This is a genomic window from Pseudomonas sp. LBUM1656 (assembly GCF_059716065.1).
On sequence record NZ_CP166800.1, the window covers coordinates 3,953,255 to 3,979,828 of the forward strand.

Annotated in this window: 20 protein-coding genes and 1 pseudogene; 12 read left to right on the forward strand and 9 right to left on the reverse strand. The window is 55.9% G+C overall.

All coding sequences use genetic code 11. From position 1 onward, the window contains the following. The first annotated feature begins 150 nt into the window (after positions 1–150). From ACA072_RS17925 to ACA072_RS17940, 4 genes are all read left to right on the forward strand, one after another. The gene (locus ACA072_RS17925; protein ID WP_497619528.1) at positions 151–1,524 is read left to right on the forward strand and encodes a glutamine synthetase family protein; all 1,374 of its coding nucleotides are present in this window, start codon (positions 151–153) and stop codon (positions 1,522–1,524) included. Between the two features lie 10 nt (positions 1,525–1,534). Next, positions 1,535–2,926 (forward strand): aldehyde dehydrogenase family protein, encoded by a 1,392-nt coding sequence (locus ACA072_RS17930; protein ID WP_497619530.1) that lies wholly within the window; start codon positions 1,535–1,537, stop codon positions 2,924–2,926. A gap of 3 nt (positions 2,927–2,929) precedes the next feature. After that, the gene (locus tag ACA072_RS17935; RefSeq protein WP_497619532.1) at positions 2,930–4,090 is read left to right on the forward strand and encodes an iron-containing alcohol dehydrogenase; all 1,161 of its coding nucleotides are present in this window, start codon (positions 2,930–2,932) and stop codon (positions 4,088–4,090) included. A gap of 126 nt (positions 4,091–4,216) precedes the next feature. Then, positions 4,217–5,782 (forward strand): amino acid permease, encoded by a 1,566-nt coding sequence (locus tag ACA072_RS17940; RefSeq protein WP_497619534.1) that lies wholly within the window; start codon positions 4,217–4,219, stop codon positions 5,780–5,782. A gap of 363 nt (positions 5,783–6,145) precedes the next feature. Here the strand turns inward: ACA072_RS17940 and ACA072_RS17945 are convergent, their stop codons facing one another. Continuing rightward, positions 6,146–6,505 carry a DUF6124 family protein gene (locus ACA072_RS17945; protein ID WP_497619536.1) on the reverse strand — a complete coding sequence of 120 codons (360 nt, stop codon included), beginning with the start codon at positions 6,503–6,505 and terminating at the stop codon, positions 6,146–6,148. 619 nt (positions 6,506–7,124) lie between these two features. Here ACA072_RS17945 and ACA072_RS17950 point away from each other — a divergent pair. Next, positions 7,125–8,855: a DUF6119 family protein gene (locus tag ACA072_RS17950; RefSeq protein ID WP_497619538.1), complete on the forward strand. Its 1,731-nt coding sequence runs from the start codon at positions 7,125–7,127 to the stop codon at positions 8,853–8,855. A 136-nt stretch (positions 8,856–8,991) separates the two neighbouring features. On the opposite strand, the gene ACA072_RS17955 is transcribed toward ACA072_RS17950, so the two are convergent. Further along, the gene (locus tag ACA072_RS17955; RefSeq protein ID WP_497619539.1) at positions 8,992–9,462 is read right to left on the reverse strand and encodes a hypothetical protein; all 471 of its coding nucleotides are present in this window, start codon (positions 9,460–9,462) and stop codon (positions 8,992–8,994) included. Between the two features lie 335 nt (positions 9,463–9,797). On the opposite strand from ACA072_RS17955, the gene ACA072_RS17960 reads away from it, so the two are divergent. Both ACA072_RS17960 and ACA072_RS17965 read left to right on the forward strand, forming a co-directional pair. Next, positions 9,798–10,415, forward strand: a complete 618-nt coding sequence (locus ACA072_RS17960; protein WP_497619541.1) for a hypothetical protein — start codon at positions 9,798–9,800, stop codon at positions 10,413–10,415. A 326-nt stretch (positions 10,416–10,741) separates the two neighbouring features. Beyond that, positions 10,742–11,119 (forward strand): hypothetical protein, encoded by a 378-nt coding sequence (locus ACA072_RS17965; protein WP_497619543.1) that lies wholly within the window; start codon positions 10,742–10,744, stop codon positions 11,117–11,119. Between the two features lie 166 nt (positions 11,120–11,285). Here the strand turns inward: ACA072_RS17965 and ACA072_RS17970 are convergent, their stop codons facing one another. The 3 genes and pseudogenes from ACA072_RS17970 to ACA072_RS17980 form a co-directional block, all read right to left on the reverse strand. Further along, positions 11,286–12,338, reverse strand: coding sequence for an alpha/beta hydrolase family protein (locus ACA072_RS17970; RefSeq protein ID WP_497619545.1), 1,053 nt, complete (start codon positions 12,336–12,338; stop codon positions 11,286–11,288). Positions 12,339–12,550: 212 nt separating this feature from the next. Continuing rightward, positions 12,551–13,105 carry a YdeI/OmpD-associated family protein gene (locus ACA072_RS17975; protein ID WP_497619547.1) on the reverse strand — a complete coding sequence of 185 codons (555 nt, stop codon included), beginning with the start codon at positions 13,103–13,105 and terminating at the stop codon, positions 12,551–12,553. Between the two features lie 89 nt (positions 13,106–13,194). Further along, positions 13,195–13,425, reverse strand: a pseudogene (locus tag ACA072_RS17980) (alanine--glyoxylate aminotransferase family protein); the annotation flags it as partial. Positions 13,426–13,697: 272 nt separating this feature from the next. On the opposite strand from ACA072_RS17980, the gene ACA072_RS17985 reads away from it, so the two are divergent. The 3 genes from ACA072_RS17985 to ACA072_RS17995 all read left to right on the forward strand — a co-directional run bounded on the left by ACA072_RS17985 (position 13,698) and on the right by ACA072_RS17995 (position 17,592). Further along, positions 13,698–14,681: a hypothetical protein gene (locus ACA072_RS17985; RefSeq protein WP_497619549.1), complete on the forward strand. Its 984-nt coding sequence runs from the start codon at positions 13,698–13,700 to the stop codon at positions 14,679–14,681. A 241-nt stretch (positions 14,682–14,922) separates the two neighbouring features. Then, the gene (locus tag ACA072_RS17990; protein ID WP_497619551.1) at positions 14,923–16,569 is read left to right on the forward strand and encodes a hypothetical protein; all 1,647 of its coding nucleotides are present in this window, start codon (positions 14,923–14,925) and stop codon (positions 16,567–16,569) included. A gap of 12 nt (positions 16,570–16,581) precedes the next feature. Next, positions 16,582–17,592 carry a S1C family serine protease gene (locus ACA072_RS17995; RefSeq protein WP_497619553.1) on the forward strand — a complete coding sequence of 337 codons (1,011 nt, stop codon included), beginning with the start codon at positions 16,582–16,584 and terminating at the stop codon, positions 17,590–17,592. A 181-nt stretch (positions 17,593–17,773) separates the two neighbouring features. Here the strand turns inward: ACA072_RS17995 and ACA072_RS18000 are convergent, their stop codons facing one another. The 3 genes from ACA072_RS18000 to ACA072_RS18010 form a co-directional block, all read right to left on the reverse strand. Then, positions 17,774–19,000 carry a hypothetical protein gene (locus tag ACA072_RS18000; RefSeq protein WP_497619555.1) on the reverse strand — a complete coding sequence of 409 codons (1,227 nt, stop codon included), beginning with the start codon at positions 18,998–19,000 and terminating at the stop codon, positions 17,774–17,776. A 337-nt stretch (positions 19,001–19,337) separates the two neighbouring features. After that, positions 19,338–20,177, reverse strand: coding sequence for a nitrilase family protein (locus ACA072_RS18005; RefSeq protein WP_497619557.1), 840 nt, complete (start codon positions 20,175–20,177; stop codon positions 19,338–19,340). Continuing rightward, positions 20,174–21,673, reverse strand: a complete 1,500-nt coding sequence (locus ACA072_RS18010) for a purine-cytosine permease family protein (protein ID WP_497619559.1) — start codon at positions 21,671–21,673, stop codon at positions 20,174–20,176. Before ACA072_RS18010 ends, ACA072_RS18005 begins: the two co-directional genes overlap by 4 nt. Before the next feature lie 148 nt (positions 21,674–21,821). On the opposite strand from ACA072_RS18010, the gene ACA072_RS18015 reads away from it, so the two are divergent. Then, positions 21,822–22,721: a LysR family transcriptional regulator gene (locus tag ACA072_RS18015; protein ID WP_497619561.1), complete on the forward strand. Its 900-nt coding sequence runs from the start codon at positions 21,822–21,824 to the stop codon at positions 22,719–22,721. Here ACA072_RS18015 and ACA072_RS18020 read toward each other — a convergent pair. Continuing rightward, entirely contained in the window at positions 22,711–23,247 is a 537-nt protein-coding gene (locus tag ACA072_RS18020) for a cysteine hydrolase family protein (RefSeq protein WP_497619563.1), read from the reverse strand. The two genes, ACA072_RS18015 and ACA072_RS18020, sit on opposite strands and share 11 nt — an antisense overlap. A 491-nt stretch (positions 23,248–23,738) precedes the next feature. On the opposite strand from ACA072_RS18020, the gene ACA072_RS18025 reads away from it, so the two are divergent. Then, the gene (locus ACA072_RS18025; RefSeq protein ID WP_497619565.1) at positions 23,739–26,456 is read left to right on the forward strand and encodes a beta strand repeat-containing protein; all 2,718 of its coding nucleotides are present in this window, start codon (positions 23,739–23,741) and stop codon (positions 26,454–26,456) included. Positions 26,457–26,574: the final 118 nt, after the last annotated feature.

Here is a 26,574-nt window from a genome sequence, read left to right on the forward strand (position 1 = left end):
TCGCGAGAAAACTTGCGTTCAGCAACCGTAGGCTAAGCTAAGAGCAGCTTATTGCACACGATGCTCGCGTCTGCAGGTTTTGGGTTTTTCTGGAGAGCGTCTGCAACAGCTATTTCAGACTGGCCCAACCCATTCACGCAGGACTACGTGATGACCGAGCCCCTCCTCAGTTTTGATCAACTCAAGCGTGCTGCCGCCTCCGGCGAGATCGATACCGTTCTGGTGTGCATGGTCGACATGCAAGGCCGACTGGTCGGCAAGCGCTTCCAGGTCGAGTTTTTCATCGACAGCGGCCATGAAGAAACCCACTGCTGCAACTACCTGCTGGCCGACGACATCGACATGGAACCCGTGCCGGGTTACGCCGCTGCCAGTTGGAGCAAAGGCTATGGCGACTTTGTCCTCAAGCCTGACATGTCGACGTTGCGGCGAGTGCCCTGGCTCGAGTGTACGGCGCTGGTGCTGTGTGACGTGCTCGATCATCACCATCGGCGCGACCTGCCGCACAGCCCGCGGGCGATCCTGAAAAAGCAGATCGAGCGCCTGCGCGAACGCGGCTACACCGGCATGTTTGCCTCGGAACTTGAGTTCTATCTGTTCGACGAAAGCTACGAAGCCATCCACGAGCGCAACTACCACAAGCCAAAAACCGCCGGCCACTACATCGAGGATTACAACATCCTCCAGACCACCCGCGAGGAGCCGGTGCTGCGGGCGATTCGCAAGCATCTGCAGGCGTCCGGCATTCCCGTGGAAAACTCCAAGGGTGAATGGGGGCCAGGGCAGGAAGAGATCAACATTCGCTACGCCGACGCGCTGACCATGGCCGACCACCACGTCATCATCAAGCACGCCTGCAAAGAGATCGCGCAGCTGCAGGGCAAGGCGATCACGTTCATGGCCAAGTGGCGGTATGACGCCGCCGGCTCCAGCAGCCACATCCACAATTCGCTGTGGGACAAAAACGGCAAGAAGCCGCTGTTCTTCGACGCCAAGGCTGAGTTCGGCATGTCGAAACTGATGCGCGCCTGGGTGGCCGGGCAGCTCAAATATGCCAACGACATCACCTGCTTTCTCGCGCCCTATATCAATTCCTACAAGCGTTTTCAGGCCGGTACGTTTGCGCCGACCCGGGCAGTCTGGAGCCGCGACAATCGCACCGCAGGCTTTCGTCTGTGCGCAGAAAGCAGCAAATCCATCCGCATCGAATGCCGCATCGGCGGCGCCGACCTCAACCCTTATCTGGCCTTCGCGGCCTTGATCGCTGCGGGGCTGGCCGGTATCGACGAGAAACTCAACCTCGTGCCGCCTTTTGAAGGCGATGCCTACGTCGACGAACACTTGCCGGAAGTATCGAAAACCCTGCGCGAAGCCAGCGCCGCACTTCAGAACTCAACGATGCTGCGTGAAGCGTTCGGTGATGAAGTGATCGACCACTACGTGCACACCGCCGAATGGGAGCAGAAAGAGTACGACCGGCGCATCACCGACTGGGAACTGCAGCGCGGTTTCGAGCGCTATTGAGACCGCCATCATGACTGCAACGATTCAACTCATTTCACCGGTCGATGGCCGGGTCTATGTCGAACGTCGCTGTGCCGATGCCACGCAAGTCGAGCAGGCGCTGGCGGCTGCCGCTGCCGCCCAGGTGCAATGGAAGCTCCGACCACTGAACGAACGCGCCGCTTTTTGCAGCGCTGCGGTGGACGCGATGCTGGCCATGAAGGACGAGATCGTCCCGGAACTGGCCTGGCAGATGGGCCGACCCGTGCACTTTGGCGCGGGCGAACTGCGCGGTTTCGAAGAGCGTGCCCGGCATATGATCGCCATTGCGCCTGAAGCGTTGGCAGCAGTTGAACCGACGCCTGTCGCCGGTTTTCGACGGCATATCAAACGTGAGCCGCTCGGTACGGTGCTGGTCGTCGCGCCGTGGAATTATCCCTATCTGACGGCAGTGAATACGATCATTCCGGCGTTGATGGCCGGCAACAGCGTCATCCTCAAACACGCCTCGCAAACGCTGCTGGTGGGTGAACGGTTCGCCGAAGCGTTTCGCCGCGCCAATCTGCCGGAAGGTTTGTTCCAGAACCTGCTGCTCGATCATCGCCAAACCGGGGAGATCATTGCCTCCGGCCGCGTGCACCAAGTGAACTTCACCGGCTCGGTCGACGCCGGCAAGGCCATGGAAACCGCCGCCACGGGCCGCTTCCTCGGCCTGGGCCTGGAACTCGGCGGCAAAGACCCGGCCTACGTCCGCGCAGACGCCAACCTCGACCACGCGGTGGAAAACCTGGTGGACGGCAGCTTCTTCAACTCCGGGCAAAGCTGCTGCGCCATCGAACGGATCTATGTCGATGCAAACATCTACCCGGCCTTTGTCGAGCGTTTCGTCGCACTCACGAATCAATACGTGCTGGGCAATCCACTGGATGAAGCCACCACACTCGGTCCGCTGGTGAACCCGGGCGCGGCTGAATTCGTCCGTGGACAGATTGCCGATGCGCTGTCCAAGGGCGCCAAGGCATTGATCGATCCGAAGGCCTTTCCCTTCGACGCGCCGGGCAGCGCCTACCTCGCGCCGCAGGTGCTGGTCGATGTCACTCATCACATGTCGGTGATGCGCGAGGAAAGTTTTGGCCCGGTGGTCGGCATCATGCCGGTGGCCGGTGATGACGAAGCCATTGCCTTGATGAACGACAGCGAATTCGGGCTCAGCGCTTCCATCTGGACCCAGGACCTCGCCGCCGCCGAACGCCTGGGCAACGAGATCGACACCGGCACCGTGTTCATGAACCGCTGCGATTACCTCGACCCGGCCCTGGCCTGGACCGGCGTGAAAAACAGCGGACGCGGCGTGACCCTGTCGCGCCTGGGTTACGAACACCTGACCCGAGCCAAATCCTTCCATTTGCGCCACGAGATCTGAGCCATGAGCCTGACCGGAAACTGGAACTACCCCACGAGCATTCGCTTCGGTGTCGGCCGCATCAGCGAGCTGGCCGAAGTCTGTCGCAGCCAGGGTATCCAGCGACCGTTGCTGGTCACCGACAGCGGCCTGGCCCGCGCCCCGATCACCACGGCAGCGATTGACGCCTTGCGCGCCGCCGGCCTCGGCGTCGCACTGTTTTGCGACCTCAAGCCCAACCCGGTCGAAGCCAACCTCGCGGGCGGGCTCGATGCCTGGCGCGCCGGCAAACACGATGGCGTGGTCGCCTTCGGCGGTGGCAGCGGCCTGGACATGGGCAAACTCATCGCCTTCATGAGCGGCCAGACCCGACCGGTCTGGGATTTCGAAGACATCGGCGACTACTGGACACGCGCCGACGAAAGCCAAATCGCCCCGGTCATCGCGGTGCCGACAACCGCGGGCACCGGTTCCGAAGTGGGCCGCGCCGCCGTGATCATCGACGAGCGCACCCACACCAAACGCATCATCTTCCACCCGAAAATGATGCCCCGCGTGGTCATCAGCGACCCGGCCCTGACCGTCGGCATGCCGGCAAAAATCACTGCCGGCACGGGCATGGATGCGTTGGCACATTGCCTGGAAGCCTACTGCGCGCCTGGTTTTCACCCGCTGGCCGACGGCATCGCGGTGGAAGGTATACGCCTGGTGGCCAGCGCCCTCGTACGGGCGGTTCATACGCCTTCCGATCTCGATGCTCGCGCGCAAATGCTCGCCGCCGCCGCGATGGGCGCCACTGCCTTCCAGAAAGGCCTGGGCGGGATGCACGCCCTCTCGCATCCGGTCGGCGCGCTGTACGACACCCATCACGGCATGACCAACGCCACCTTCATGCCCTACGTCTTGCAGTTCAATCGCCCGGCCATTGAAGAGCGCATCACACGGCTGGCGGCTTATTTACGCCTGCCCTCGCCGGGGTTCGACAGTTTTCTGGCTTTCATTCTGAAGCTACGCAAAGACATTGGTGTGCCGCATACGCTGGTGGAGCTGGGCGTGGATGATCAGCAAGCGGATCTGATCGCGGACATGGCCATTGTCGATCCCTCTGCCGGCGGCAATCCGCTGCCATTGACCCGGGCCGGCGTGGCAAGCATTTTCGACGCGGCGTATCACGGCCGTATTTAGAGCTGTTGTCTGTCCATGCATGGACAGGTTGTACCGGTTGGAAAAGGAGCAGTACGACAAGGGGTTGAAGGCCAGACCATCCGGGACCCGGGTGGGTGCGTATCAAAACCTGAAGGGGCACACAACATGAATCCAGCAAGTCAGCCCGGCACGAGCGCGCCGCAAGACGATGACGTCAAGGTGTTGCACAGCATGGGCTACGCCCAGCAGCTCTCGCGACGCATGGGCGTTTTTTCCAACTTTGCCATTTCCTTTTCGATCATTTGCATCCTCTCGGGTGGCATCAACTCACTCGCCCAAGGCACTTCCGGCGCAGGCGGCGCGGCCATCGGCATCGGCTGGCCAATCGGGTGCCTGATCTCCGGGGTCTTCGCGATGGCCATGGCGCAGATCTCTTCCGCCTACCCCACCGCTGGCGGCCTCTATCACTGGGGCTCGATTCTCGGTAACCGCTTCACCGGCTGGCTGACGGCCTGGTTCAACCTGTTGGGGCTGGTGACCGTGCTCGGCGCGATCAACGTCGGCACTTACTACTTCTTTTTCGGCGCCTTCGGACCGGGCCTGGGAATGGAAGACACCATCACGACACGGATGATTTTCCTGGCGATCCTCACGGGCCTACAAGCCTTGTGTAACCACCTGGGGATTGGCCTGACCGCGAAGCTCACCGACTTCTCGGGATACCTGATCTTTGCCACGGCACTGGCGCTGACCATCGTCTGCCTGATCTCGGCGCCCAGCTATGAATTCGCCCGGTTATGGACCTTCGGCAACTACTCCGGCGAAGCGGGCGGCAGCGTCTGGCCACAAGTCTCGAACGGCTGGATCTTCATGCTCGGCCTGCTCCTGCCGATCTACACCATCACCGGCTACGACGCCTCCGCGCACACCTCGGAAGAGACCCGCAATGCCGCCATGTCAGTGCCCCGCGGCATGGTCATGTCGGTGGTCTGGTCGCTGCTGTTCGGCTGGGTCATGCTCAGCTCCTTCGTGCTGATGCTGCCAAGCATGGACGAGGCCGCGAGCCACGGCTGGACCGTGTTCTTCTGGGCGATGGACACGCAAGTGAACCCGACGGTAAAAACCGCGTTGTACGTGGCCATTTTCATCTCGCAATTCCTCTGCGGACTGGCGACTGTGACCTCGGTGTCACGCATGATCTTCGCGTTCTCCCGCGACGGCGGCCTGCCCTTCTCTAAAGCGCTATCCTCGGTCTCGCCAACCCTGCGCAGTCCGGTGGCCGCGATCTGGACCGGCGCCACCCTCGCGGTGTTGTTCGTGTGGGGCTCGTCGGTGATCTCGATCGGCGAAACGCCGGTCTACACCATCGTCGTGTCCTGCACGGTGATCTTCCTGTTCTTCTCCTTCGTCATCCCCATCGTGCTCGGCCTGTTTGCCTACGGCACGTCGAAGTGGCCGACCATGGGACCGTGGAACATGGGACGCTTCTGGTACACCGTGTTCGCCCTCCTCTCGATCCTCTCGATGGTGATCATCTTCATCATCGGCATCCAGCCACCGAACGATTGGGCGCTGTACATTACCATCGGCTTCCTGGTGCTGACGGCCATCGTGTGGTTTGGCTTTGAAGCCCGCCGCTTCCAGGGCCCGCCGATGGGGGATTTGATCGTCAAACGCCAGGCGGAAATTGCTGCGGCGGAAGAGGCGCTAAACAAACGCGCGGGAGGCTGATACCACCGAGCAACTTCTACCGTAACGCGGCTCTATGTAGCAGCTGGCGAAGCCTGCGTTCGGCTGCGCAGCAGTCGTAAAATCAGACAATGCGGTGTCTCAGGAAGACCGCAAACTCAGGTTTCACGACTGCTACGCAGCCGAACGCAGGCTTCGCCAGCTGCTACAAAATTGCGTCACCGCAGAAATTGCTTACTGATCGGCATTAGGCGCCAACCACCCTACTGTTATGAAAACAGATAGACCAAACGATAAATAACCTGTGGCGAGGGAGCTTGCTCCCGCTGGCCTGCGCAGCAGGCCCATCTGTTGAACCCGCTTCGCAGCCCGGTGGAAGCCCCCCCCCTCGCCACAGCTCAGCGGTTACACGGGTGGCTCAACTTTATCCAACACCCGGTTCGCCGCAACCTCCGCCACCATGATGCTGTTCGAAATGCCCAACAACGCATAACGCGACTCACCCTCCAAATGATCCACCAACTGATGGACCATCACATCCACCGACGCCAGCGTCTCGACCAAAAATACCGCCAGGGTTTCGGCAGTGGCTTCTGGGTCTACGGAAAACAGCTTGCTGGATGTTCGCGGGGTGGCTTTGATGTCGGCGTTTGAGGGGAAGTGGAAATCGAGGGCGCGTTCGGCGGCTTCGTGGAGTTTTTTTGAATCGGGTTCGTAGGGGGAAACTGGATCGGTGTCGGGTGGGTTGGGCGTAATTTTGAACATAAGCTCGCTTCTCAAATTGAGTGCCAACCTTCTTGCTGCTAAACGAGAGGGAGGCAGCTGTACGCAGGTTAGCAGACCGGGGAAGCTAGCAAAGCCGGCGCGCCCGAAGGCGCCCTGCGCACAACCACCATCAAGTGCAGGCGTGGGAATACCTGACTGACAAGAGCTCGTGCAGCTTGCTTGTAACCCCGGGCTGCTAAACCCGATCACTGAAGGGCAGTGACGGGAATCAAGTTACCGAGCAGCCCAAAAGCGCACAAGCCGGCGGATTCTGGTGCAGTCGTAGGCAACGGCACAAGGTTTTGTAGCTTTCAGGACGTAACCTTGAGGGCGTTTAAACATGCGTCTTCAAGAGTTGTTGAAAAAGCTGCATGCACCTCCTACTGGCAGTGAAGCTTCGAAAACATCCGAGAAGCCCTTGCCGTATTTGTAAGGCTGACCGACACCGCAATGTGGTCTATTGAATCAATCAGCGATCGGCCAAAAGTTGACGGATTACGCTCTCTTTCGGCCTTACGCAGTTTCCAGTTTGTCCCTGCGTAGACGACAAAGGTTCATTGACATAAGCGCTAATGCTGCTTAGCTGTTAAGTGATGGGTTACTAATGCGAGGGAAAGCCATGAACGAAATGGGAGTTGAAATCGCACAAATCTCATTTTTCCTTGCGCGAGAGACCAAAACAACTGAAACCATATTTGATCAAAAAAAAGACATTCTTAAAATTTTATCTGCAAAAAAGTTCAGATTCTCGTTCAACAACACAGATTGTGAATTTATATATTTCGAAACTACCACACCCAAAAACAACCCTCCATGGCTAAACTTTATAAATGAAAAACTCACTTTCGACGAAAAAATAATCTTCAGTTCAAAAAGTAAAAACCCAAATGGAATTTTGCTTTTAAGCGTCAACAGTAGAGTATTCGCCGCAACCTTTGGAAGAAGTGCCGCAAGTTATTTAGAGCGTGATGCTTTTGAGCCTGACTTCGGAATAAAAACAGCGATGAATATGTGCGGGAACGAAGAAGTACGCCAAACCAAAAGTGAGAGTCACGCGATAACTCCGACACATATTGATAGGCAGGTCAACAAACCGGCTGACTCTTTTGCTTTCGGCCTAAGCGAAGCCGAGGATTTACGATACATTTCCGCTCACATGAAGGACCACAAAAATATAACCCTACAAGGACGCAATAATTTAACAATAAAAATTATTGGCAAAGAAAAGCTATCCTGGCAAATATTGATCGAATACTGTGAAAGCTTCTTAGTGGCATATGCAAGCAAGGAGTACACCAAACTATTTCCGAACTATAAGCATTTTGATGAAGCGACAGAGCTAGATAAAAACGCACTGGACGAAATATTAATAAACCAACTACGCGTCAAAAATACGAACAATATAAGTCTTGGAATACCAGAAGTGCTAATTGACTCGGATTGTGGCTTTGCTTACTCAAACTACAAAACGTTCGATGACAAAACTTATGCATATTTAGACACCTGCCAAATATTCGAGCATATAAACGCCGAAAAAATAACTATTGAAAAACTAAAATCCAAAAATATTTTTTATTACTCGTACGAGGAAAATCGGATACTTGGCTCTAAGAAATGGCCTCTGTACAACTGCCTATCTTTTGAACAAATACTCGGAGATAAATATTTCGTACTAAGCGATGGAAGATGGCTCCAAGTAGATGGCGACTTCTACAACGAAATAATAAACTTCACTGAAAACACTCTTCACGAAGAGTCCTGCGAAGCGATTTATAGCGACATAGATATAAGCGATGATGAAAAAATGCAAAACAGAGAAAGCATTTTCAATAAGAAAGTTTGCGAAATTCGACCATCATGTGTTCTATTTGATCAGGCAAAGCTTAAAATCGGCTCTGGCCGTAAAGATAAAGAGTTCTGCGACATCCTGGATCTTACCGATGAAAATAAAGTTAGAATAATACATTGCAAACCATACAAGAACTCGTCATCTACGAATTACTTGTTTTCCCAGGCGCAATTCTATTGCCATGCATTCATTAACGACCAGTCCTTCCTTGGCGAAATCAAAAACCATATAGCCTTATCATCGAGCACTAAAAAAACCGAATACCTGGAATATATAAAGTCAAACATAGCGGACTTACATGGCAAAGACTACTGCGTTTGCTTGTGGTTACTATACGACCAGCGTACAGCAACCCCACTCAAAACCGAAATACCATTGATGGCCCAGTATGAATTAAAGTTAATGCACGAACACCTGAGAAACACATGCAAGTTTAATGATGTAATTATAAGATTCATCCCGGTAATTAAAAAGAACTACATAAAGACTGTATCCCATTGAGATTTCATCTTAAGAAATTACTTACAAAGCTGTCGACCAGACCAAACCCCTGCTTTAAAAGCCAACAGGGGACGGATTAATCCCCAGCAGCAGACAAAAGCAAAGCAAAATAAATTTTGTTCCCTTTCCCTGACGTCTATATTGCGTTCACACCACTGATCTGCTCACTACTGAAGCGACGCATAAGGTCCGTTTCAGTTAACTCAAAATACGCTGAAGCTTGATAGAAGTTACTTGTCGCTCTTTGAATCAAGCTGTGAGCTTCTTCACGGGGATTGAAATGGATAAGATCATCTCCAAGCGCTCCCATATGCTTGGTCGAGTTTTTAGCCTTGTTCATCAAGTCCCCGATTTCCTTCTTAGCCGCGGCTTCGGGGCGCATGTCAGTTTTAAACATCAATGAGAAAATCCGTACAGCACCTTCACGCAAACTAGCGAATGCAGTGACACCGCCATGGGCTTCAACATGCTTACCAAAAAGCTCCTCGGCAGCGCCGGCCAGACAAATGGCTGAAAAGTAGTGTGGAGGGTCAGAATAGAAGTGGTGCAGTGACGACTGCAGAAGCTCTGTTGCAACCTCAATCTTGGGGATTGGTATAGACGGCATTTTCGGAGACCTAGAAGGGTTTTACTCAGCGTAGTTCATCCTCCGATGCTGTAGGCAGAGAAAAAACCATGTCGACAGCCCCGCAAGTGACGATGCAATGTTCCTTACACGCCTTTATTGTTGCATCGACCGGTTGAATCCACAGCCGAAAGCTGACATTCAGGAGTGCTCGCTTGATCGATGACCGCCCCTTTGCGGCTGAGTGGCACACTCCGTCGGGATGAATCAAGACTGGTCACCCGAAAAGGGCCTAAAAGAACTTTTACTGGATGGCCCTTGAGATTCTGGTAGACGCCCCCAATTAGGATGACGTCGTAAGTGGATGGAGGTATCCGATGTCAATTCAAGTGAAAAAGGTGCAGGTTCCCTCGACCATCGTTAGCGAGCTAGAGGACCTTCATGGAGTTTCTAGAGACCTAGAAATGGCTCGGCGGTTGTGCAAAATCGCCGCAGCCTTGGGTAATGACGATGCCAATCAGGGGATCGCGGTCGATGGGCTATTGAGCGCTGCGTTGTTCAGATACATGCGATGTTTTTCCTCTGGGGTACGCAACTCTCTCAGTTCAGAGGACGTAAAAAAGCTGGGCCCGGAATTTGTCGAAGTCCATAGTTTCCTGAAGGACTTTCGCGATAAACATCTAGCTCATTCAGTCAATCATTATGAGGATTGCTACGTAAACGTCGATCTTCACTTTAAGGACAGTTTGCTTCAGCAGATAGAAGGGCTGCTGCCGGGGTCTAGCCGCGTAATACTGAATAACCGTAATGGAGTAGCACTGCTAACGCTGATTGATAAAATGATTTGGATAGTTGTTGAAAAGAAGCGAGCCGCGGAAGTTGCGGCGGTAGACAAACTAAATAAACTAGACGAGACGATCATATTGGAGTTTAAGCCTTGGGAGCCCAAGGAAATCAATCCAAGTGCAATTCGAGCTAGCAGGCAGAAGAAGTAACAGTTTGGCATCTGGTTTACGACAGCATCAAAAGACATAAAAAAGGGGGCGGATTTATTTCCGGGAAAATAAATCCGTCCCGTTTGTGCCTGCCGGGCTACTGCGACCAGAAACTGGCGTCACTCTCATGAGCCTGGTGGAGCCAGGGCGGGCCCAGACCAACCTCTTCGCAACAGCGTCACGCAACAGCAGCAAGGAACTGATGGCCGTGACGGACCAGATTACTCGGAATGGCGCCGATGGATGGTTCCGACGGATCGCGCTCCTGAAACTTGGGCGCATACATCATACTTGTGATCTTTCACTAAGTACTGGGAGATGGCGAGATGCTGCGCGGAGCTGAGAACAGTGAGCTTTTCCGGGAATACTACGAGATCCTGAGCACCCCAGTGGCCAAACATGCGTTCTTGTATATGGTTGGATGGGCATCAACGCTGAAAGGCTATGACTTCTTCCCAAGCTCGCACGGACACATCAAGGATTTTCGTTTCTTGCGTGGCAACGACTGGGATTTTGCATTCATTCCGAACCAGAGATGGATGTTGTTCTATTTCAGGAAGCCATGCCTCCGCCTCCCAAAATATTCGCGCGAGGAAATCTTTGGTCGAATTCCCGGTGCAAAAGAAACTAAAGCCGGAGAATTTACTGTCAGGCTTGAAAATGTGAGCGACGTAATGCGTTTAGCTAGCTATATCGAATGCTAGATCCTGAATCACCCCTGATCTTGTAGCCACATTCGAACGACCGCAAAGGGTTGTGGACTTAACCCAGAGCGCTCATCCCCGGCCAACCGTTCTGACAGTTTGCGCAGGCGCTGAAACTGCTCCAGCGTTTTTTTTGCTGAGCTGCCGCCCTTCTCCTACTACAATTCTACAAACGACCTTCTTCATAGACAGACGACTGAAGAAACTCCGCTATCCGCGCTACAACCTGCTGCTGAATCCCCCCACGCGAGCGGCCACCGTCGCCATCCCGGCAAATGATCCCATCGCCCGGCACATCTTCTTCGAGCAACGCCTCCGCGCCAGGTTTACACACCGACAAAAAGCTGAAATGGCTCGCATCGCTGATTTCGACGTAACGACTTGTCGCCGCAGGCAAGCGCTTGGCCAAGTTGGCAGACTCCAACTCAGCAGGAAGCTCGCGCGACGGTACCCCGGCAGCGATCACCAACGTCGGTACAGTAAGCGCAGCCAAACTTTCATCGGTCATGCCCCGTGAAAGGCCCAAGTCCAATGCAACCACCGCGGTGACGCGTTTATCGCGCCAATCGGCGGTCAACGCGGCCTCTGATTCTGAGGTGCTTGCGCGGTTTATCTTTCCGTAGACACTGCAACTTGCTAACGGCGGGTGGGCTTTGCAGTCCTCTGCGAAGCGGTCTGGATCGAAGCGAGCACCGGCGATTTCCAGGGCGGTCCAGCCGCCGAGTGAATGGCCTGCCACGGCAATTCGGTCATTGGCGACCAAGCCGAATTTTTCAGGTTGAGCCGTGACGCTATCAATGGCTCGGCGCACATCAACGGGCCGCTGCCATAACTGCGCCGCAGCTTGAGGGCTACGGTCATGAGTGGTGGTGCCAGGGTGGTTGATTGCAGCGACGATGTAACCCCTTTGAGCCAGAGCACTGGCAAGCCAGATCTGGTTGCTCCAGTTACCTCTGTACCCGTGTGAGAGCACCAACAATGGATGCTTGCCAGCAGCGGGCGGTGCGTCACGAACGGCAGAAGCCCCGACGAACACCGCATCATCGCCAATCATTTGCGTGGCGGCGGTCGTTGCGCTGGGGTACCAGACGACCATCTCCAGTGAGCGGTCATTCTGCGAGTCAGGCAGTGTGGAAGATTGGAAGCCGACAGGGTTCTCGTCAGCGAGTGCGAGGGAAGTCAGGCAGCTCAACAACAGGGCGCAGAAAGCTATTTTCAATGTCGTTTCTTCCTTGATTAGACAAGTGCATGGCAGCCTGAATCCGCCGTCAGGCGCATCCATCTTCGTAGGGAGTTGAAGCTAATGTGGCGGCATGCAAGCACGGACATTAAAGTCCATATTCGAACCGTCGCGCATGACTTTCATCGTTAGCGCTTTTCGCGGTCTTTAATGAGAAGGCTTAGGAACAATAAATCCGCCCCCTTTTTTCGTTAAAAATCTTCTGCCTCGGGCGCACGGAAGGCCTTGCTGTAATAGCCGGACTGGTCGAAACAGCACACCTGCTTCTTGCCGGTTGCAAGCATATCGCAGGCATCACCAATTCGCTTTTCGCGCGTCTTGAGTTGCTTGGCTGAAGTAATCCAGTGGATCCAGTCCACTCGTGCGAGGGTCGTTGTATTTTTCCAAACTTTACGAGCCTCAGGATTGGCTGCCAGTGCTTCCTCAAAATCTGCGGGGATGTCTGGCTCGGGTTCCTTCTTCACAGGGGTTAGCTCGAGTGTAACGACATCTCCAACGGCCACACCTGCGGCGTCGAGTAACTCGCTACTGACCTTCAGCCAATGGCTCAGCTGACCATCGGGCTCAAGGGTTGCCTGGAACTGGTGCCCATTGATTGTGCCTTCAACTGTCGTCCTTCCTCGCCTCGGCAGCGGTTCACTCGCATCTCTTGGCAATACCGCGAACGCCCACGACGTGTCATTACCGGGCTTTGCCGGACGAAGAAGCTTTGCTTCGAATCGGGATTTCACATCGATTGTTGTCATTGCAAGTCCTCCAACTGATACGCCTGACGACTTTCTGGCGACACCACTGTCGCGTTTAAATGCGACAGTGATGACGCCAAGATGAGCGCTTATTTACCCATCACCTCGTCCAGTGCCTGTTCGAGGGTGCTGACTGTGCGCTCGATATTGTGCAGCTTTTCGAGCCCGAACAGACCGATACGGAAGGTCTGGAAGTCGGCCGGCTCGTCGCATTGCAACGGCACTCCGGCGGCGATCTGCAGGCCGTGGTTGGCAAATTTCTTGCCGCTCTTGATGTCGGCATCATCGGTGTAGCTCACCACTACGCCAGGGGGCCTGAAAGCCGGCAGAGAAAAGGAGACAGAATTATTAACTTAAAAATAAATCTGTCCCCTTTCGGTTCGCTCCCGGCGCAGCGACATGATTGCTGTGAATTGACTTATACCGACTGATCCACGCTCACTTCTCGGGCGCTCAAAAAATGTTCTGCGCTGAGGCCTGCACCCGATGGTAGCTCACGTTTCCTGGTCTACAATTGGCTGAAGTGCAAATAAATTCATTTATTGGTGAGCGAAAGAGTTAGCTAGGGAACTCTAAAGAACAAGGAAAAGCCATGAGTAACTCTTACAATTCCACGATCTTACTCGCATCCACTTTGGCTGTATTTTTGACTGCTCCTACGAGGAGTGAAGCTATATCATGTGACATGGACCCTGCGTACATTCATAAGGGACCCAATTCCAAAACATCTATTTTTAGTGCGAAATCCGGAATTCCTTCACTTTATTATCGATCAAACATGGATGTAAATACGGATGGTGCGGCCAGGTCGTACCATCCAGACGATCCCCGCGCTAAAACCATTGCATATAACAACATGGGTAATGCCATTACCAAAGCGTGGGATAAATCTGGGCACCCGATTACCTGCGATGGTGGCGACGCAAGAAAACGTAGGGGAATATGTTTTGAAGAGTTCATTTTCGCGTTTGAAGGCGCACGGGCTAACAACTATAATCCTGAAAAATTTCCAAAAGTGGAAACCGGATCAATCATACCATGGGCAATTGATAATCAGTTTGGCTGGAAGGTGCCCTGCCAAATACAAGAGGGGCCCGATAAAGGATATTTTGTCTCGCAAACTTCCCTTTGGTTAAAAGGCGGCCCAATCTGTGATCAAAATACCTATGTTGATAGCATGGCGATAAATGCTGTTGTCTATCCTGGGGGTATTCGCTGGAGTTCACGAGGTGTCTTTACAGATAAAGGCGACCTTGTTGTTACTAGAAATCGTGCCACAGGGGTAATTGCGTTCGCATTGCACGGAGATTCTGGACCTAAGGATAAGATAGGTGAGGGATCAATAGCGCTAACATCCGCGTTGTCTGGGAAGAAATTGTCGCCAAATGCAAGTTATAGCGAGATTAAAAGACTTGCAGTCAATGATGTTGATTACCTGATTTTTCCTGCTAACGATGTTGAAAAATTTTACAGAAATAAAGGCGGCACAACCCAGGATGGTATTGACGAGTATGGCAAAGATATTTTTGAAACCTGGGGCGGTGTAACTCGACTTAAAGCCTGCACCGGAAAATAATTAATTACGTTGATTCTAATAAGCCACGACGAAACCTGCGCGCATTTGATCAATCGACCAGGGTTAAAAATAACCAACCTCGGGATTTCCATGAACACGTTTCACAGCTAGAGAATGTTTAGACTCGGTCCATGAGCATTTTTTGCTATCGCACCTTGAGTAAATCCGAAGCAGTGCTAGCCTCCTGACACTACACGCCAGCAGTAAAACGGCACTTACGCTATCACCAGTGGGAGGCTCTATGCTCACCAGGTTCTGCTACGGGGTTGTACTGCTAATCACCGTACTTCCATTCACCGCCGCTCAAGCTCAAATCACCCGCCCGTTTGACTTGCCAATAGGCAGTGGCGTCGGCCAGGTCGGTGTCGAACGCAACCCCAACGAAGAATGCAGGGGCCCGGTCACCGTCGCCCCTGGCCCCGATGGCCAGCTGGCCATCCTGGACAGCGTCAACCAGAAGATCTTGCTCGCCGGTAATAAGGCAATCACGGAAATAAAGCTGCCCTCCGACCTGGTCGACACCGTCGACCTGATCGCGACGACGTCAGGCTACGTGGTGGCCGGCGCGCTGGGCGACGTCGTCCTGGTTTCAGCGCTGGGCAAGGTCAGCGCCCGCGCGTCCACCGCCTACGACCCCGAGTCGGGCACGCCACGCTTCGTGGTGCTGCCGGACAGCCAACTCACACTCGAGAACCTCGCCGGCAAACAGGTGCCCATCGATATCGACAGCAAGCTGTTGGGCTCGCTAACCGACCCAGGCCAGGTGGCCGCTGCGTCCTTTGATTTCAAACTGGAAAAGCCCACGCTCGCAGTGGGCAGCAACGCGCTGTCCACCACAGGGTTCAAGCAGACGAGCGTTTCCTCGCAGCGACGCCTGGTCGATGTACGCATGCTCTGGGCGAGCGCCAACGACGGCGCCCTGATCGCGACGCAGGAAACCGTGAAAGCGCCCGAAGAACTGAGCTTCGTGCGCCTGATTACCACCGATGCGCAAGGCACGCCCACCACCGAGGCGTTCCTGCCGCCCGATGCCTACGCGTGCAATATTCGCCGCCCCTTCGCGCGATTGACCAACGGCGTGATCGTCAGCCTTTCATTCGCCAAGGATGGGAAGGTCACCGTTGAACCCGTGGTGTTTTCCAAGGTCGGCACCGCTAAGCCGGTGGCCATTGCCCGGCCCTCTGATGTGGCGCTGATCGCCTCGGAACAGGATACGCTCAAGCAGTTGGAGCAGTTGAACGGAACCAGCGCCGTCGGCCTGGTGGCCCTGCAGCAGGTGAACCGCCAGAGCATCTTGAAAAAAGCGCGCGAGGCGCTGGAGCTGAAGTGGGTCATGCATGCCAATAATTACAGCCGCGCCGGGGTTCCCAACCTCTGTAACCCCACGGCCAATATCTGGCACCGCCCCCGCCGGCTGGATGCGCTGCTAGAGAAGGAAGTCACGGCCATTCCCTACCGCTGGGGCGGTTACGCCAGTTCACTCGATACCTTCAAGAAGCATCTCAATGACGGCAGACTGGCGGGCTCGGACTGCACATGCCGCAGCGCCAATTGCGTCTATCCCGGCGCGACGGGGCTGGACTGTTCGGGTTTCGTCTCCTACGCCTGGCAAACAGGGGCCTACTACACAACACGCAGCCTGCCAGATGCCAGAGTAAGCGCCGCGGTGCGCTGGGAGGACCTGCAGCCCGGCGACATCGTCAACAAGTCCGGGTCACATGTTCGACTTCTCGAAAGCACCGCAAACGGCCCGAAAGGACGCTTCCATACCGTGATCGAATCAGCGGCCAACGCGTCCTGTGGCGGCGTCTGTCGCCGGTCGTACAGCGAAGCTGAGTTGATGCGGGCGGGCTACAAGCCTCTCTCGCGACTGGACCTCACTCCCTGAAGGAAACGACGCATGACTGGCATGAATCAACTCGCGACCACGCTGCTATTGGCGGCCGTGCCCCTGGGTACCGCGTACGCCATGGAAGACAGCTGCCTGTTTGAGAACAATAGGGATGCCACGACGCGCATTCAGTACTCCTGCGTCCTGGCCAATGGCGATGGCAATTGTGAAAGCAGCGGCTCAGGCTTCATCGTCTCCGAATCGGGGCTGGTCATCACCAACGACCACGTCATCCGCCCGGTGGGAAATGTCACGGTCGAATCCGAAACAATTGATGTCAAGGTTGGCAGCAGGGCGGCCAGCAGCGTGAGGGCCACGGTGGTCGCGCGTGACAAGGCCAACGATATCGCCTTGCTGCAATTACCCCCGCGCGACAATGGAGAGAGCTGGCAGAGCGTTGCGATCGGCACGGCCGTGCCGACGCCGGTGGCGGCCCCCTTGATGGCTCTGGGGTATGCCGGGTGGGAGCTGGCGATGATACCCGCCGGCATGAAAACGGCGGAATTGGCCGAGGTCGACGGCGTCTACAAGCCGTGGTGGCAAACCAACCTGGCACTGAACGAGGGCAACAGTGGCGGCCCCGTGTTTGGAAGCAATGGCACGGTCATCGGCATCTCGGTGGCCTACAAAAGGTCTAGCCAGTTGGTCTCGTACGTTATCCCGATCTACTATGCCAAGCCGTTCCTTGACCAGGCTAATGCCCAATCCGTCACATACGGCAGTTGCGCTACCTTCCCTGCATGCCGAATCAAGATTCACGGCATCGAGCGTTATGACCAGGATGTGACTGTCGAAAAACTGGGCGAGTGGCAGACGAAGAAATCCAGCAGCCCGGAGTTCTGTAATGTATTTCTTTCCGAACTACAATCGCAATTCCCGAAATCCGAATTCACCTACCTGCAATCCGGCCAGCGCACGAGCATGAACGGCCGCAAGCGCGCGCACATTTACTATTGCAAGTTTCAGCGGCTCGAAGGCCCGATCTACAAACTTGCCCAGTCCGAATTCTGCCTGCAATGACCGTTGGCACGGCGGGTACCTAGCCAATCGTAAGTCGGGTTGGCAGCCAGTAACATGGTGTCTAGTCCTGAAAGAAAAAGGTAAAACTTATTCAGGACGGGACAGCATAGAGAAATAGTCCGTCCTCCTTTTCCGCCTTTTCCAGGTGAGCAATTTCCCCGTCTGGCATGAGGTACTACCACTAGCTGGTGCCCAAATAGCATTTGCGATCACCCGTCGAGGAAGGATTGCTCGGGTTCGTCAGCGGGAAAACCTCTTTGTCGAGAAACTGCTCTACGCCCTTGTCCCACGCCACTTTCTTGAATGAGTATTGGATAAGTTGCGCCGAAGCCCAAACCGGATTGTTTTTCTCCAAATCCCCGGCGTCCAACCAATCAGGACGAGCGTCGGCGAACCCATGATCAGTACTCGATTGAGCCACATAATCCCTGAATGAGATAATTCCATAGCGCTGTTTACTTAGCGGATTACAGCCTCCCTCTCGTTCTACATGCGCATCCGAATAGGAGTCCTGAACCATATGTAACAACGAGCCTAAGGCGATATGTTTAACGCTTGCCCCTTGTACCTGTGCTGCATATTTAACCTGCGCCCTCGGAACACCGGACGGTCTAAACCTACCCAGCTTCAGCGGATTATACGACCGCTCCCACTCCCCTCCCGGAACCGGATCAAACAATGCGCCCACCGTCCAGCCTTGCCTCTGCAGCGTGGCCGAAATTGTGGAAAACGACGAGATTACGGGGCCGTCGATGGTCTCAGTACTGAAGTCATTGGAGGAGATCGAAAGGGTGTAGGTGAATTTCGCCCACGCCATGATCTTGTCTTTGGTTTGCTGGGCAGACTCAGATGATTGGGAGGCCATGGCGTGGAGGAATTGGAAGTCGCCGAAGTGGCTTCGGTACAACATCATGGGGGTGTCGGTAATAACAACGTTCTTGCAAAAAGTCTGGCGGCTATCCTTCTTGCACAGCGCCTGTTCCTGAGCGTTTTTGAAGAGTGCATTCCACTGCACGGCCTTCACGATATTTTGTCTGAGTAGCGAGTCGGGATCGTCATTCCACTCACTGCCCAAAACCAGATCTCTGAAAACTCCGCTTTTGCGCAGATTGTCCGCTGACGTTTTTGCCCGCCCCCCTGCTGCCAATTCCGGATGCGTGTAATAGTCGTAGGCCAGCAGCGTCAGGGTCTCGTGAACGGGCTGCTTCATGTTGGACGTCAATTTGGTCGCAGGGCAGAGCGTTTCCAAGCCCCAGCAATCAACATCGACAGGGTTCATGTCATAAGCACTGGCTGGCCCGCATGACGCCGCTAGCGACAGCGCAACTATAAAGTATGAAAGACGTGACGACTCAGGACGAAATCCGCCGATGTTGGGTAGCTGATGTATTGGCGCGGCGTTATCCATCTATACATTCCTCCGGAGGGTGATGTCCATGAAGGATGTGTATAGCTCAGGCAATGGCAATTTGCCCGTAGATAGCTATCTAAACCCAACTTCCGGAAGTTGATGATCGGGCCATGCAGTGCCAGTGCGGTCACAACGGCCGGTTGAATCCACAGCCGACTGCTGTCTTCATAACAGACAATAATCGGCCAAAAACGATCTGTCAGGGTACGGCACCTCCCACCCCTGAACGGACAGCCGATTTGTCTACAAACGTCATGGGCGGTTTGCAAAAAAATAGAAGTCGCCCCCTCCCTACCACGCCATCTGATGGCCAAATCAGACTCAGCCTACCGCTTCACTCCACGACACATCCATACAACCCCTGCCGCCGATCCCGAAGCAAATCATTACGCGCACTAATCCGCTTATTCCGCGCCTCAGCAAGGTTAAGTGTCGCCAGCAAAATCTGCTCACCCCCCTGCTCCGCCGGCCCGGCCAGCGGGTAACCATCCGCATCAACAATCACCGAACCTTGCACCCAACCAACACCGCGTTCATGCCCATGCCGATCACACGCGGCAATGAACATCCGGTTGACCGACGCATTGGCCTGAACGCGCACCACTTCCGCCGGACGTTCTGTCGGTGGTCGTGGTCCATCGGGCCAGTTGACCGGCGCGCAAAGAAGGTCAGCGCCGGCCAGTGCCGGGAGTCGCACCCACTCCGGAAACTCCAGGTCGTAGCAAATCAGCATACCTATCCGTCCATGAGTCGTTTCAACCACTGGCGGCGCGGCGTTACCGGCGCTGAAGATTTCGCTTTCGGCGTCCCAGAGGTGAGCTTTGCGGTACACGGCGCGCAGGCCTTGGGCATCGATCATTGCCGCGCTGTTGGCCAGTTCATCGCCCTCCAGCCGTTCGCAAAACCCGCCGACCACAACAATCTTCAGCTCGCGGGCGAGTGCCGCCCACAGGTTCAAGGTCGGTCCTTCGACCGTTTCTGACAAGGACAATGCTTCGCTGTGATCGTTGAACACATAACCGCTCTGCACCAGTTCGGGCAGCACCACCACTTGCGCCCCCTGCAACGCCGCCGAGCGAATCGCTCGCTCGGTCAGCGTCCGGTTGTAAGCGAGGTCGCCAATTTTCGGTGCCACCTGGCAGCAGGCGACCACGGTATTTTTTGCGCTATTCAACGCCCCTCCTCCACAGGCTGATGAGCCATCGAAACAATGTCGCCCTCGGTGATTGAGTCGATGATTCGGCGTTCGTATTCAAGGTCGATCGAACGGCTGAGCAGGTAATACGTCAGGCCGGAAACCACCAGGCCCACCAGCCAGGCGATGTCCACGCCTTCGAGCATGCGCGCCAGCGGCCCGACGAATACCTCTTTGCCGGCAGCGGCATCGAAGATGTAGAAGAACGGCACCATCGCGGCGAAACCAATCAGGTACGAGACGATCCCGCGAAATTGCCAGGCGCCATAGATGCCCTTTGGCGTGAAGAAATGCGGGATGGCGTAGCGACCTTTGCGCACGAAGAAGTAGTCGACCAGATTGACGGCGGTCCAGGGCACGAGGAAGTACAACAGCAGCACGAGGAAGGTGTTCAACAGGGCGATGCCGTCGCCTTTGATCGACAGGACGCAGGTCAACAGGATGAGGCTGATCGCGGAGATGGACATCACTCGGGCGCGGGGTGTCGGCGTGAGCTTTTTGATCGAGTCGACGCCGGTCAACAACGTCAGCATGGCGCTGTAAGTGTTGAGCGCGATGATCGGCAGGAAGCCTGCCACCGAGACGATGACCAGCACATTGCCCAGGCCTGGAATCATCGAAGAACCGACCTGGTTCAGCGCCACCAGCGCATCCGCCGCTTTCAACTGCTGTGCGAGCCAGGCGCCGAGGCCGATCATCCAGCCGCCCGACAACGATGCACCGATGAAGATGGCGGCGATCAGTTTTGGTCGGCTGGTGTTTTTCGGCAGGTAACGGGAATAGTCGGAGACGTACGGTGCATAGGAAATGTTGTAGCTCGCGCCGATGGCAAACAGCGTGGCGAACGCCACCCAGCTGAAGCCCAGATCGGTCGCCGGTGTGACGCCTTCCTGGCCGGCACCGAACATCAAGGCGATGGTGACTAACGCATACAGCGGTAAGGTCGCCAGCAACGCCCACTTGAAGGCTTTGTGCATCAGGTCGTGACCGTAGATCGACAGCAGCGCGCCGATCAGTACCACGGCGATGGCGACGATGGTCGGGTCGATGCCGAAGACGTGTTCCAGGCCGTTCATGATCAGCGAGATGTTCACCACGTTGAAGCCGACGAACACGAACATGGTCGCCATCAAGGCCAGGATCACGCCGCGATAGCCGAACTGGGCGCGGGACTGGATCATTTGCGGGAGGCCCATTTCGGGGCCTTGCGAACCGTGGAAAGCCATAAAGATCGTGCCGAACATGATGCCGAGCGCACCGGCGATCATGGTCCACAGCGCCGACAGTCCGAGGCTTGGGCCGACAAATCCGATGGAGATGGTGAAGAAGTGGAAGTTGCCCAAAAACCAGAAAGGTCCCTGGCTGCTGAGTTTGGCGTGACGTTCGTTTTCCGGAATGTAATCGATCGAGTGGCCTTCGATGGCCAGCCCGCCACTCGCCTCGAGGGCGTGCGCAGAATGAGGAGACCCTGACATACGATTGTTCCTATGCAGTTGATTGTTGTTTTTATGGGCAAAGCGCTGGTTTCATTGCAATGTAGGGCCTGAGGCAGGGCTGTAAAATATCGCGGGCACACTGTTTACATAGGTCTGCGTCTATGTGAGCGAACATTGAGGGGCTTCCATGCTGGGCACTGTATCGGAGCTGGATCTGCGTTTGATCCGGGTCTTTCTGACCGTCGTTGAAGCGGGCGGCATCTCGGCCGCGCAAACCGCGCTCAACACCACCCAGCCCACCATCAGTGCGCAACTGGCGACGCTGGAAGCGCGGGTGGGATTTCGCCTGTGCGAACGAGGGCGCAGCGGATTTTCGGTGACGCCCAAGGGCGGCCAGTTTGTCGAGGCGGCCCGCCGATTGCTGGCGGCGGCTGAAGGTTTTCGGGTTGAAGTCCAGCACATCAATCGCAAGGTGTCAGGCAACATCAACATCGGTTTGCTCGGTCAGATCGACCCCGTTGCCAACAAGAAAATCGCCCTGGCTATCGCGCGTTTAAGGGCCCGGCATGAAGGCCTGTATTTCCACTTCACGGAACTGTCGTCGTCGCTGCTGGAAGAGAAAATCATCAACAGCCATATCGATCTGGCCATCGGTTACTTCTGGCACCGCTTGCCCAACATCGATTACTTCCCCTTGTTCCAGGAAACCCAGATCGCCTACTGCGCCCCGGCTCACCCGTTGTTCGAGCACGTGGGCAAGCTGACCCGGGATGACGTCCGCGATTACGACTGGGTATGGCCCAGCCACCCGCTGCCGGAAATGCCCGCGCCTACCTCGATCGAACGCCTGACTGTGCTCACTGACAGCATGGATGGCGCGGCCCTGCTAATTCTGTCAGGACAGCATTTGGGCTTTTTGCCGCAGCACTATGCGGCGAAGCATGAACAGCTGGGGCAGTTGCATCCGCTGAATCCCGAGCTGCTGCGTTATGAGGTCGGCTTTCATGCGGCGGTTCGGCATTCGGCGCGTCAGCGTGATCTGGTGAGTGCGTTCCTGAGCGAGCTGATCGATATTTTCAGTTCTTAATCGCTATTTCGCTGGCCGGGATGACGTCGATCCGTGCCACAGAACCGGTCAGGTGCGCCAGATCCTTGTTGTGTTCGGCGATGATGTCATCGGCAGCCATGTTGCCGTTGTCGACGGTGGAATGAGCGTCGGCAGCAAGCACCACGTCGTAGCCCAACGAGTGTGCCTGGCGAACGGTGGCGTTGACGCAATAGTCGGTTTGCAGGCCGCATATGATCAGGCGATCAACTTCCCGCTTTTGCAGCAATTGGCGCAGGCTGGTCTGGTAGAAAGAATCCGGACTGGTCTTGCGTACGTGCAGGTCGTGCGGTGACGTTTCCAGACCATGAGCCAGTTGCCAGCCTTCAGAACCGTGTTTCAGCAAATCACCCTCTTCGTGCTGGATGAAGATGACAGGAATTTCAGCATCGCGGGCCTTGGCACTGAGGCCGTTGATGTTCTCGATGACGCGTTTGACCTCAAAACATTCGTATTCGCCAGCGCACAAGGCGTGCTGGACATCGATGATCAGCAGTGCAGTGGTCATGGGCTCAAGCCTTAAAGTAGTCCTTCAGATTAAGGGGTACGCCACCTGCTCCCTGGGGCCGAGCGAAGAGCGCCTACCGTCGATAATGCCGCAAAACACCCACGATGGAATAGCTTGAAATCGTTTCCTGTCAGCGAATTTATCCACTCGGCCAGAGACCGCCCCAACGCCGCTAAGCTGAATTGAAAATTCATTAAACCACGTCAACTATTACGCTATTACTTTATCTATTGTAACGAACAATATTAAACACTTACGAACAACAATAAGTGTGGTCATACCTGACCCGTTGCTTTAGGGTGAATCTTCGATATCGAGAAGTTTCGCCAGGGACTGCGACCTGTTTAACAACAGGACTGCGGCTTTGCCGCTGGCTCTTAATGGATTTCAGCCAGTGACTTGTGAATACCCAATCGTTCTTTCGCGAACGTTATGGACGCTCACAATCCTGATTCCCGCTGATGCCGTTATATCCATTGAGAACACATGATATGAGTGACAACAAAGTCCTTGTCTTGCGCACTTGCGCCAACGACATGTCGGACCATGCCGGCCAGGTCTGGCCGGACGCAGGCCTGGTGGTCTGCAAGCACTGGAAGCCCAGCAAAAAACTCGAGAACGGCCTGGTCGGTTTGTTGTGGGGAGAAGGCTCCTCTACCCAACTGAGTTTGCGAGTCGATGCCAAATGGATCGTGTGCGAAGTTCACATTGATCACATTATAAAACTTGAAGAAGACGGCATGATCAAGTTCCCGGAAGCGGAAGTTGTTCATACGGGCACTCAGGACAGTTCGATCAATTATATTGCAACGCACATTGAAAACTATCGAGCATCAAACGTTAGTTTGATCGACAACTCACTTGACTCACCCAACAAAACATCCAGCCGCGAATTCGAAAGTCGGCGAACACAGGGTTACAGTCCTCCTGGCATCGGCGCTAAAACCGACGCCTCGCAAACATTCGAAACGGCGATTTACGGCAGTACGCTCACTGGAGGGCATCAAAGTTATCTGCTGGCGGGTTACGGCAGTACGGAAACGGCCGGCGGCCAGAGCTCATTGATTGCCGGCTACGGCAGCACCCTGACGGCCGCCGACAGCAGCTCACTGACCGCCGGCTATGGCAGCACGGAAATGGCCGGCGATGAAAGTTCGCTTATCGCCGGGTATGGCAGCACGCAGATTGCCGGGCAGAAAAGCACGTTGACCGCCGACTACGGCAGTACCCAGACCGCTCAGGATGACAGCACGCTCATTGCCGGTTACGGCAGTACCGAAACAGCGGGAAGCGACAGCACGTTGACAGCCGGCTATGGCAGTACGCAAACCGCCCAGGATGGCAGCGCCCTTACCGCTGGCTACGGCAGCACCGAAACTGCTGGATCAGAAAGCGCCTTGATTGCCGGTTACGGCAGCACGCAAACGGCGGGACAGGACAGCACGTTGACGGCGGGTTATGGCACCACCCAAACCGCCCAGAACAGCAGCGCCCTCACCGCCGGCTATGGCAGCACCGGCACGGCGGGACCGGAAAGTTCCTTGATCGCCGGTTACGGCAGTACGCAGACAGCCGGCCATGAGAGCACGTTAACGGCCGGCTATGGCAGCACTCAGACCGCCCAAGAGAGCAGCTCTCTGACGGCAGGCTACGGCAGCACTGGAACCGCCGGGCACGCCAGTTCTCTGATCGCCGGTTACGGCACGACCCAGACTGCGGGCTATGAAAGCAGCCTGACGGCGGGATATGGCAGCACCCTCACGGCCCAGGAAAGCAGCTCCCTCACCGCCGGCTACGGCAGTACCGAAACCGCCGGCAGCAACAGTTCGCTGATCGCTGGCTACGGCAGCACGCAAACCGCCGGCTACGAGAGCACGCTGACGGCGGGTTACGGCAGCACCCTCACCGCTCAGGACAACAGTTCCCTCACCGCCGGCTATGGCAGCACCGCGACGGCGGGTGGCGACAGCTCATTGATCGCCGGCTACGGCAGCACGCAAACCGCCGGCCAGGACAGCACGCTGACGGCAGGTTACGGCAGCACCCTCACCGCCCGGGAAAACAGCTCACTGACCGCGGGCTACGGCAGCACCCAGACGGCGGGTTACAACAGCACTCTGACCGCTGGCTATGGCAGCACGCAAACCGCACGGGAAAGCAGTGTCCTCACCGCCGGCTACGGCAGTACCGAAACCGCCGGCAGCAACAGTTCGCTGATCGCTGGCTACGGCAGCACGCAAACCGCCGGCTACGAGAGCACGCTGACGGCGGGTTACGGCAGCACCCTCACCGCTCAGGACAACAGTTCCCTCACCGCCGGCTATGGCAGTACCGAAACCGGCGGCCACGAAAGTTCGTTGATCGCCGGTTACGGCAGCACGCAAACCGCCGGTTATGACAGCACGCTGACGGCGGGATACGGCAGCACCCTCACCGCTCAGGACAACAGCATCCTCACGGCCGGTTACGGCAGCACCGAAACCGCGGGGCAGGACAGTTCGTTGATCGCTGGCTACGGCAGTAGCCTGACCAGCGGCATCCGCAGCTTCCTCACGGCCGGATACGGCAGCACGCTGATCAGCGGATTGCGCAGTGTCTTGACCGCCGGTTATGGCAGCAGCCTGACCTCCGGCATGCACAGCACGCTGACCGCCGGATACGGCAGCAACCAGATCGCCAGTCATCAAAGCTCACTCATCGCCGGCCCCGACAGTACGCAGATTGCCGGGCACAAAAGCATGTTGATTGCCGGCAAGGACAGCTCACAGACCGCGGGTTATCGCAGCACCCTCATCGCGGGCGCCGGTAGCGTCCAGACCGCGGGCGATCGCAGCAAATTGATCGCTGGCAAAGACAGCACGCAAATCGCCGGGGACCGCAGCAAACTGCTGGCGGGCAGCAATAGCCACCTCACGGCGGGTGATCGCAGTAAGCTGACGGCGGGCGACGACTGTACGTTGATGGGCGGCGATAAAAGCATTTTGACGGCAGGCAAGAACAGCATCCTGGTGGGTGGCGCCCGCAGCAAGCTCATCGGCAGCCTGGGTTCGACGCTGACCGGAGGCGAGAATGCGACGTTGATTTTCCGATGCTGGAACGGCAAGCGTTACAAGAATGTCGTGGCGCATACCGGCAAGGATGGCGTAGAGGCGCATGTGCCGTATCAGGTGGATGAGGCGGATAACATCGTCACCAAGTCCGACGAATGACCCTCAATCGTTGTAGCAGCTGTCGAGCAGCGCGAGGCTGCGTTCGGTGAGCGAAGTTCACCTGACACACCCCACGACGGCTTCGCCGCCGTACGCAGCCTCGCGCTGCTCGGCAGCT

Coding starts and splice junctions, on each gene's coding strand:
- ACA072_RS17925 (WP_497619528.1), top strand. CDS start 151: ATGACCGAGCCCCTCCTCAGTTTTGATCAACTCAAGCGTGCTGCCGCC.
- ACA072_RS17930 (WP_497619530.1), top strand. CDS start 1,535: ATGACTGCAACGATTCAACTCATTTCACCGGTCGATGGCCGGGTCTAT.
- ACA072_RS17935 (WP_497619532.1), top strand. CDS start 2,930: ATGAGCCTGACCGGAAACTGGAACTACCCCACGAGCATTCGCTTCGGT.
- ACA072_RS17940 (WP_497619534.1), top strand. CDS start 4,217: ATGAATCCAGCAAGTCAGCCCGGCACGAGCGCGCCGCAAGACGATGAC.
- ACA072_RS17945 (WP_497619536.1), bottom strand. CDS start 6,505: ATGTTCAAAATTACGCCCAACCCACCCGACACCGATCCAGTTTCCCCC.
- ACA072_RS17950 (WP_497619538.1), top strand. CDS start 7,125: ATGAACGAAATGGGAGTTGAAATCGCACAAATCTCATTTTTCCTTGCG.
- ACA072_RS17955 (WP_497619539.1), bottom strand. CDS start 9,462: ATGCCGTCTATACCAATCCCCAAGATTGAGGTTGCAACAGAGCTTCTG.
- ACA072_RS17960 (WP_497619541.1), top strand. CDS start 9,798: ATGTCAATTCAAGTGAAAAAGGTGCAGGTTCCCTCGACCATCGTTAGC.
- ACA072_RS17965 (WP_497619543.1), top strand. CDS start 10,742: ATGCTGCGCGGAGCTGAGAACAGTGAGCTTTTCCGGGAATACTACGAG.
- ACA072_RS17975 (WP_497619547.1), bottom strand. CDS start 13,105: ATGACAACAATCGATGTGAAATCCCGATTCGAAGCAAAGCTTCTTCGT.
- ACA072_RS17985 (WP_497619549.1), top strand. CDS start 13,698: ATGAGTAACTCTTACAATTCCACGATCTTACTCGCATCCACTTTGGCT.
- ACA072_RS17990 (WP_497619551.1), top strand. CDS start 14,923: ATGCTCACCAGGTTCTGCTACGGGGTTGTACTGCTAATCACCGTACTT.
- ACA072_RS17995 (WP_497619553.1), top strand. CDS start 16,582: ATGACTGGCATGAATCAACTCGCGACCACGCTGCTATTGGCGGCCGTG.
- ACA072_RS18000 (WP_497619555.1), bottom strand. CDS start 19,000: ATGGATAACGCCGCGCCAATACATCAGCTACCCAACATCGGCGGATTT.
- ACA072_RS18010 (WP_497619559.1), bottom strand. CDS start 21,673: ATGTCAGGGTCTCCTCATTCTGCGCACGCCCTCGAGGCGAGTGGCGGG.
- ACA072_RS18015 (WP_497619561.1), top strand. CDS start 21,822: ATGCTGGGCACTGTATCGGAGCTGGATCTGCGTTTGATCCGGGTCTTT.
- ACA072_RS18020 (WP_497619563.1), bottom strand. CDS start 23,247: ATGACCACTGCACTGCTGATCATCGATGTCCAGCACGCCTTGTGCGCT.
- ACA072_RS18025 (WP_497619565.1), top strand. CDS start 23,739: ATGAGTGACAACAAAGTCCTTGTCTTGCGCACTTGCGCCAACGACATG.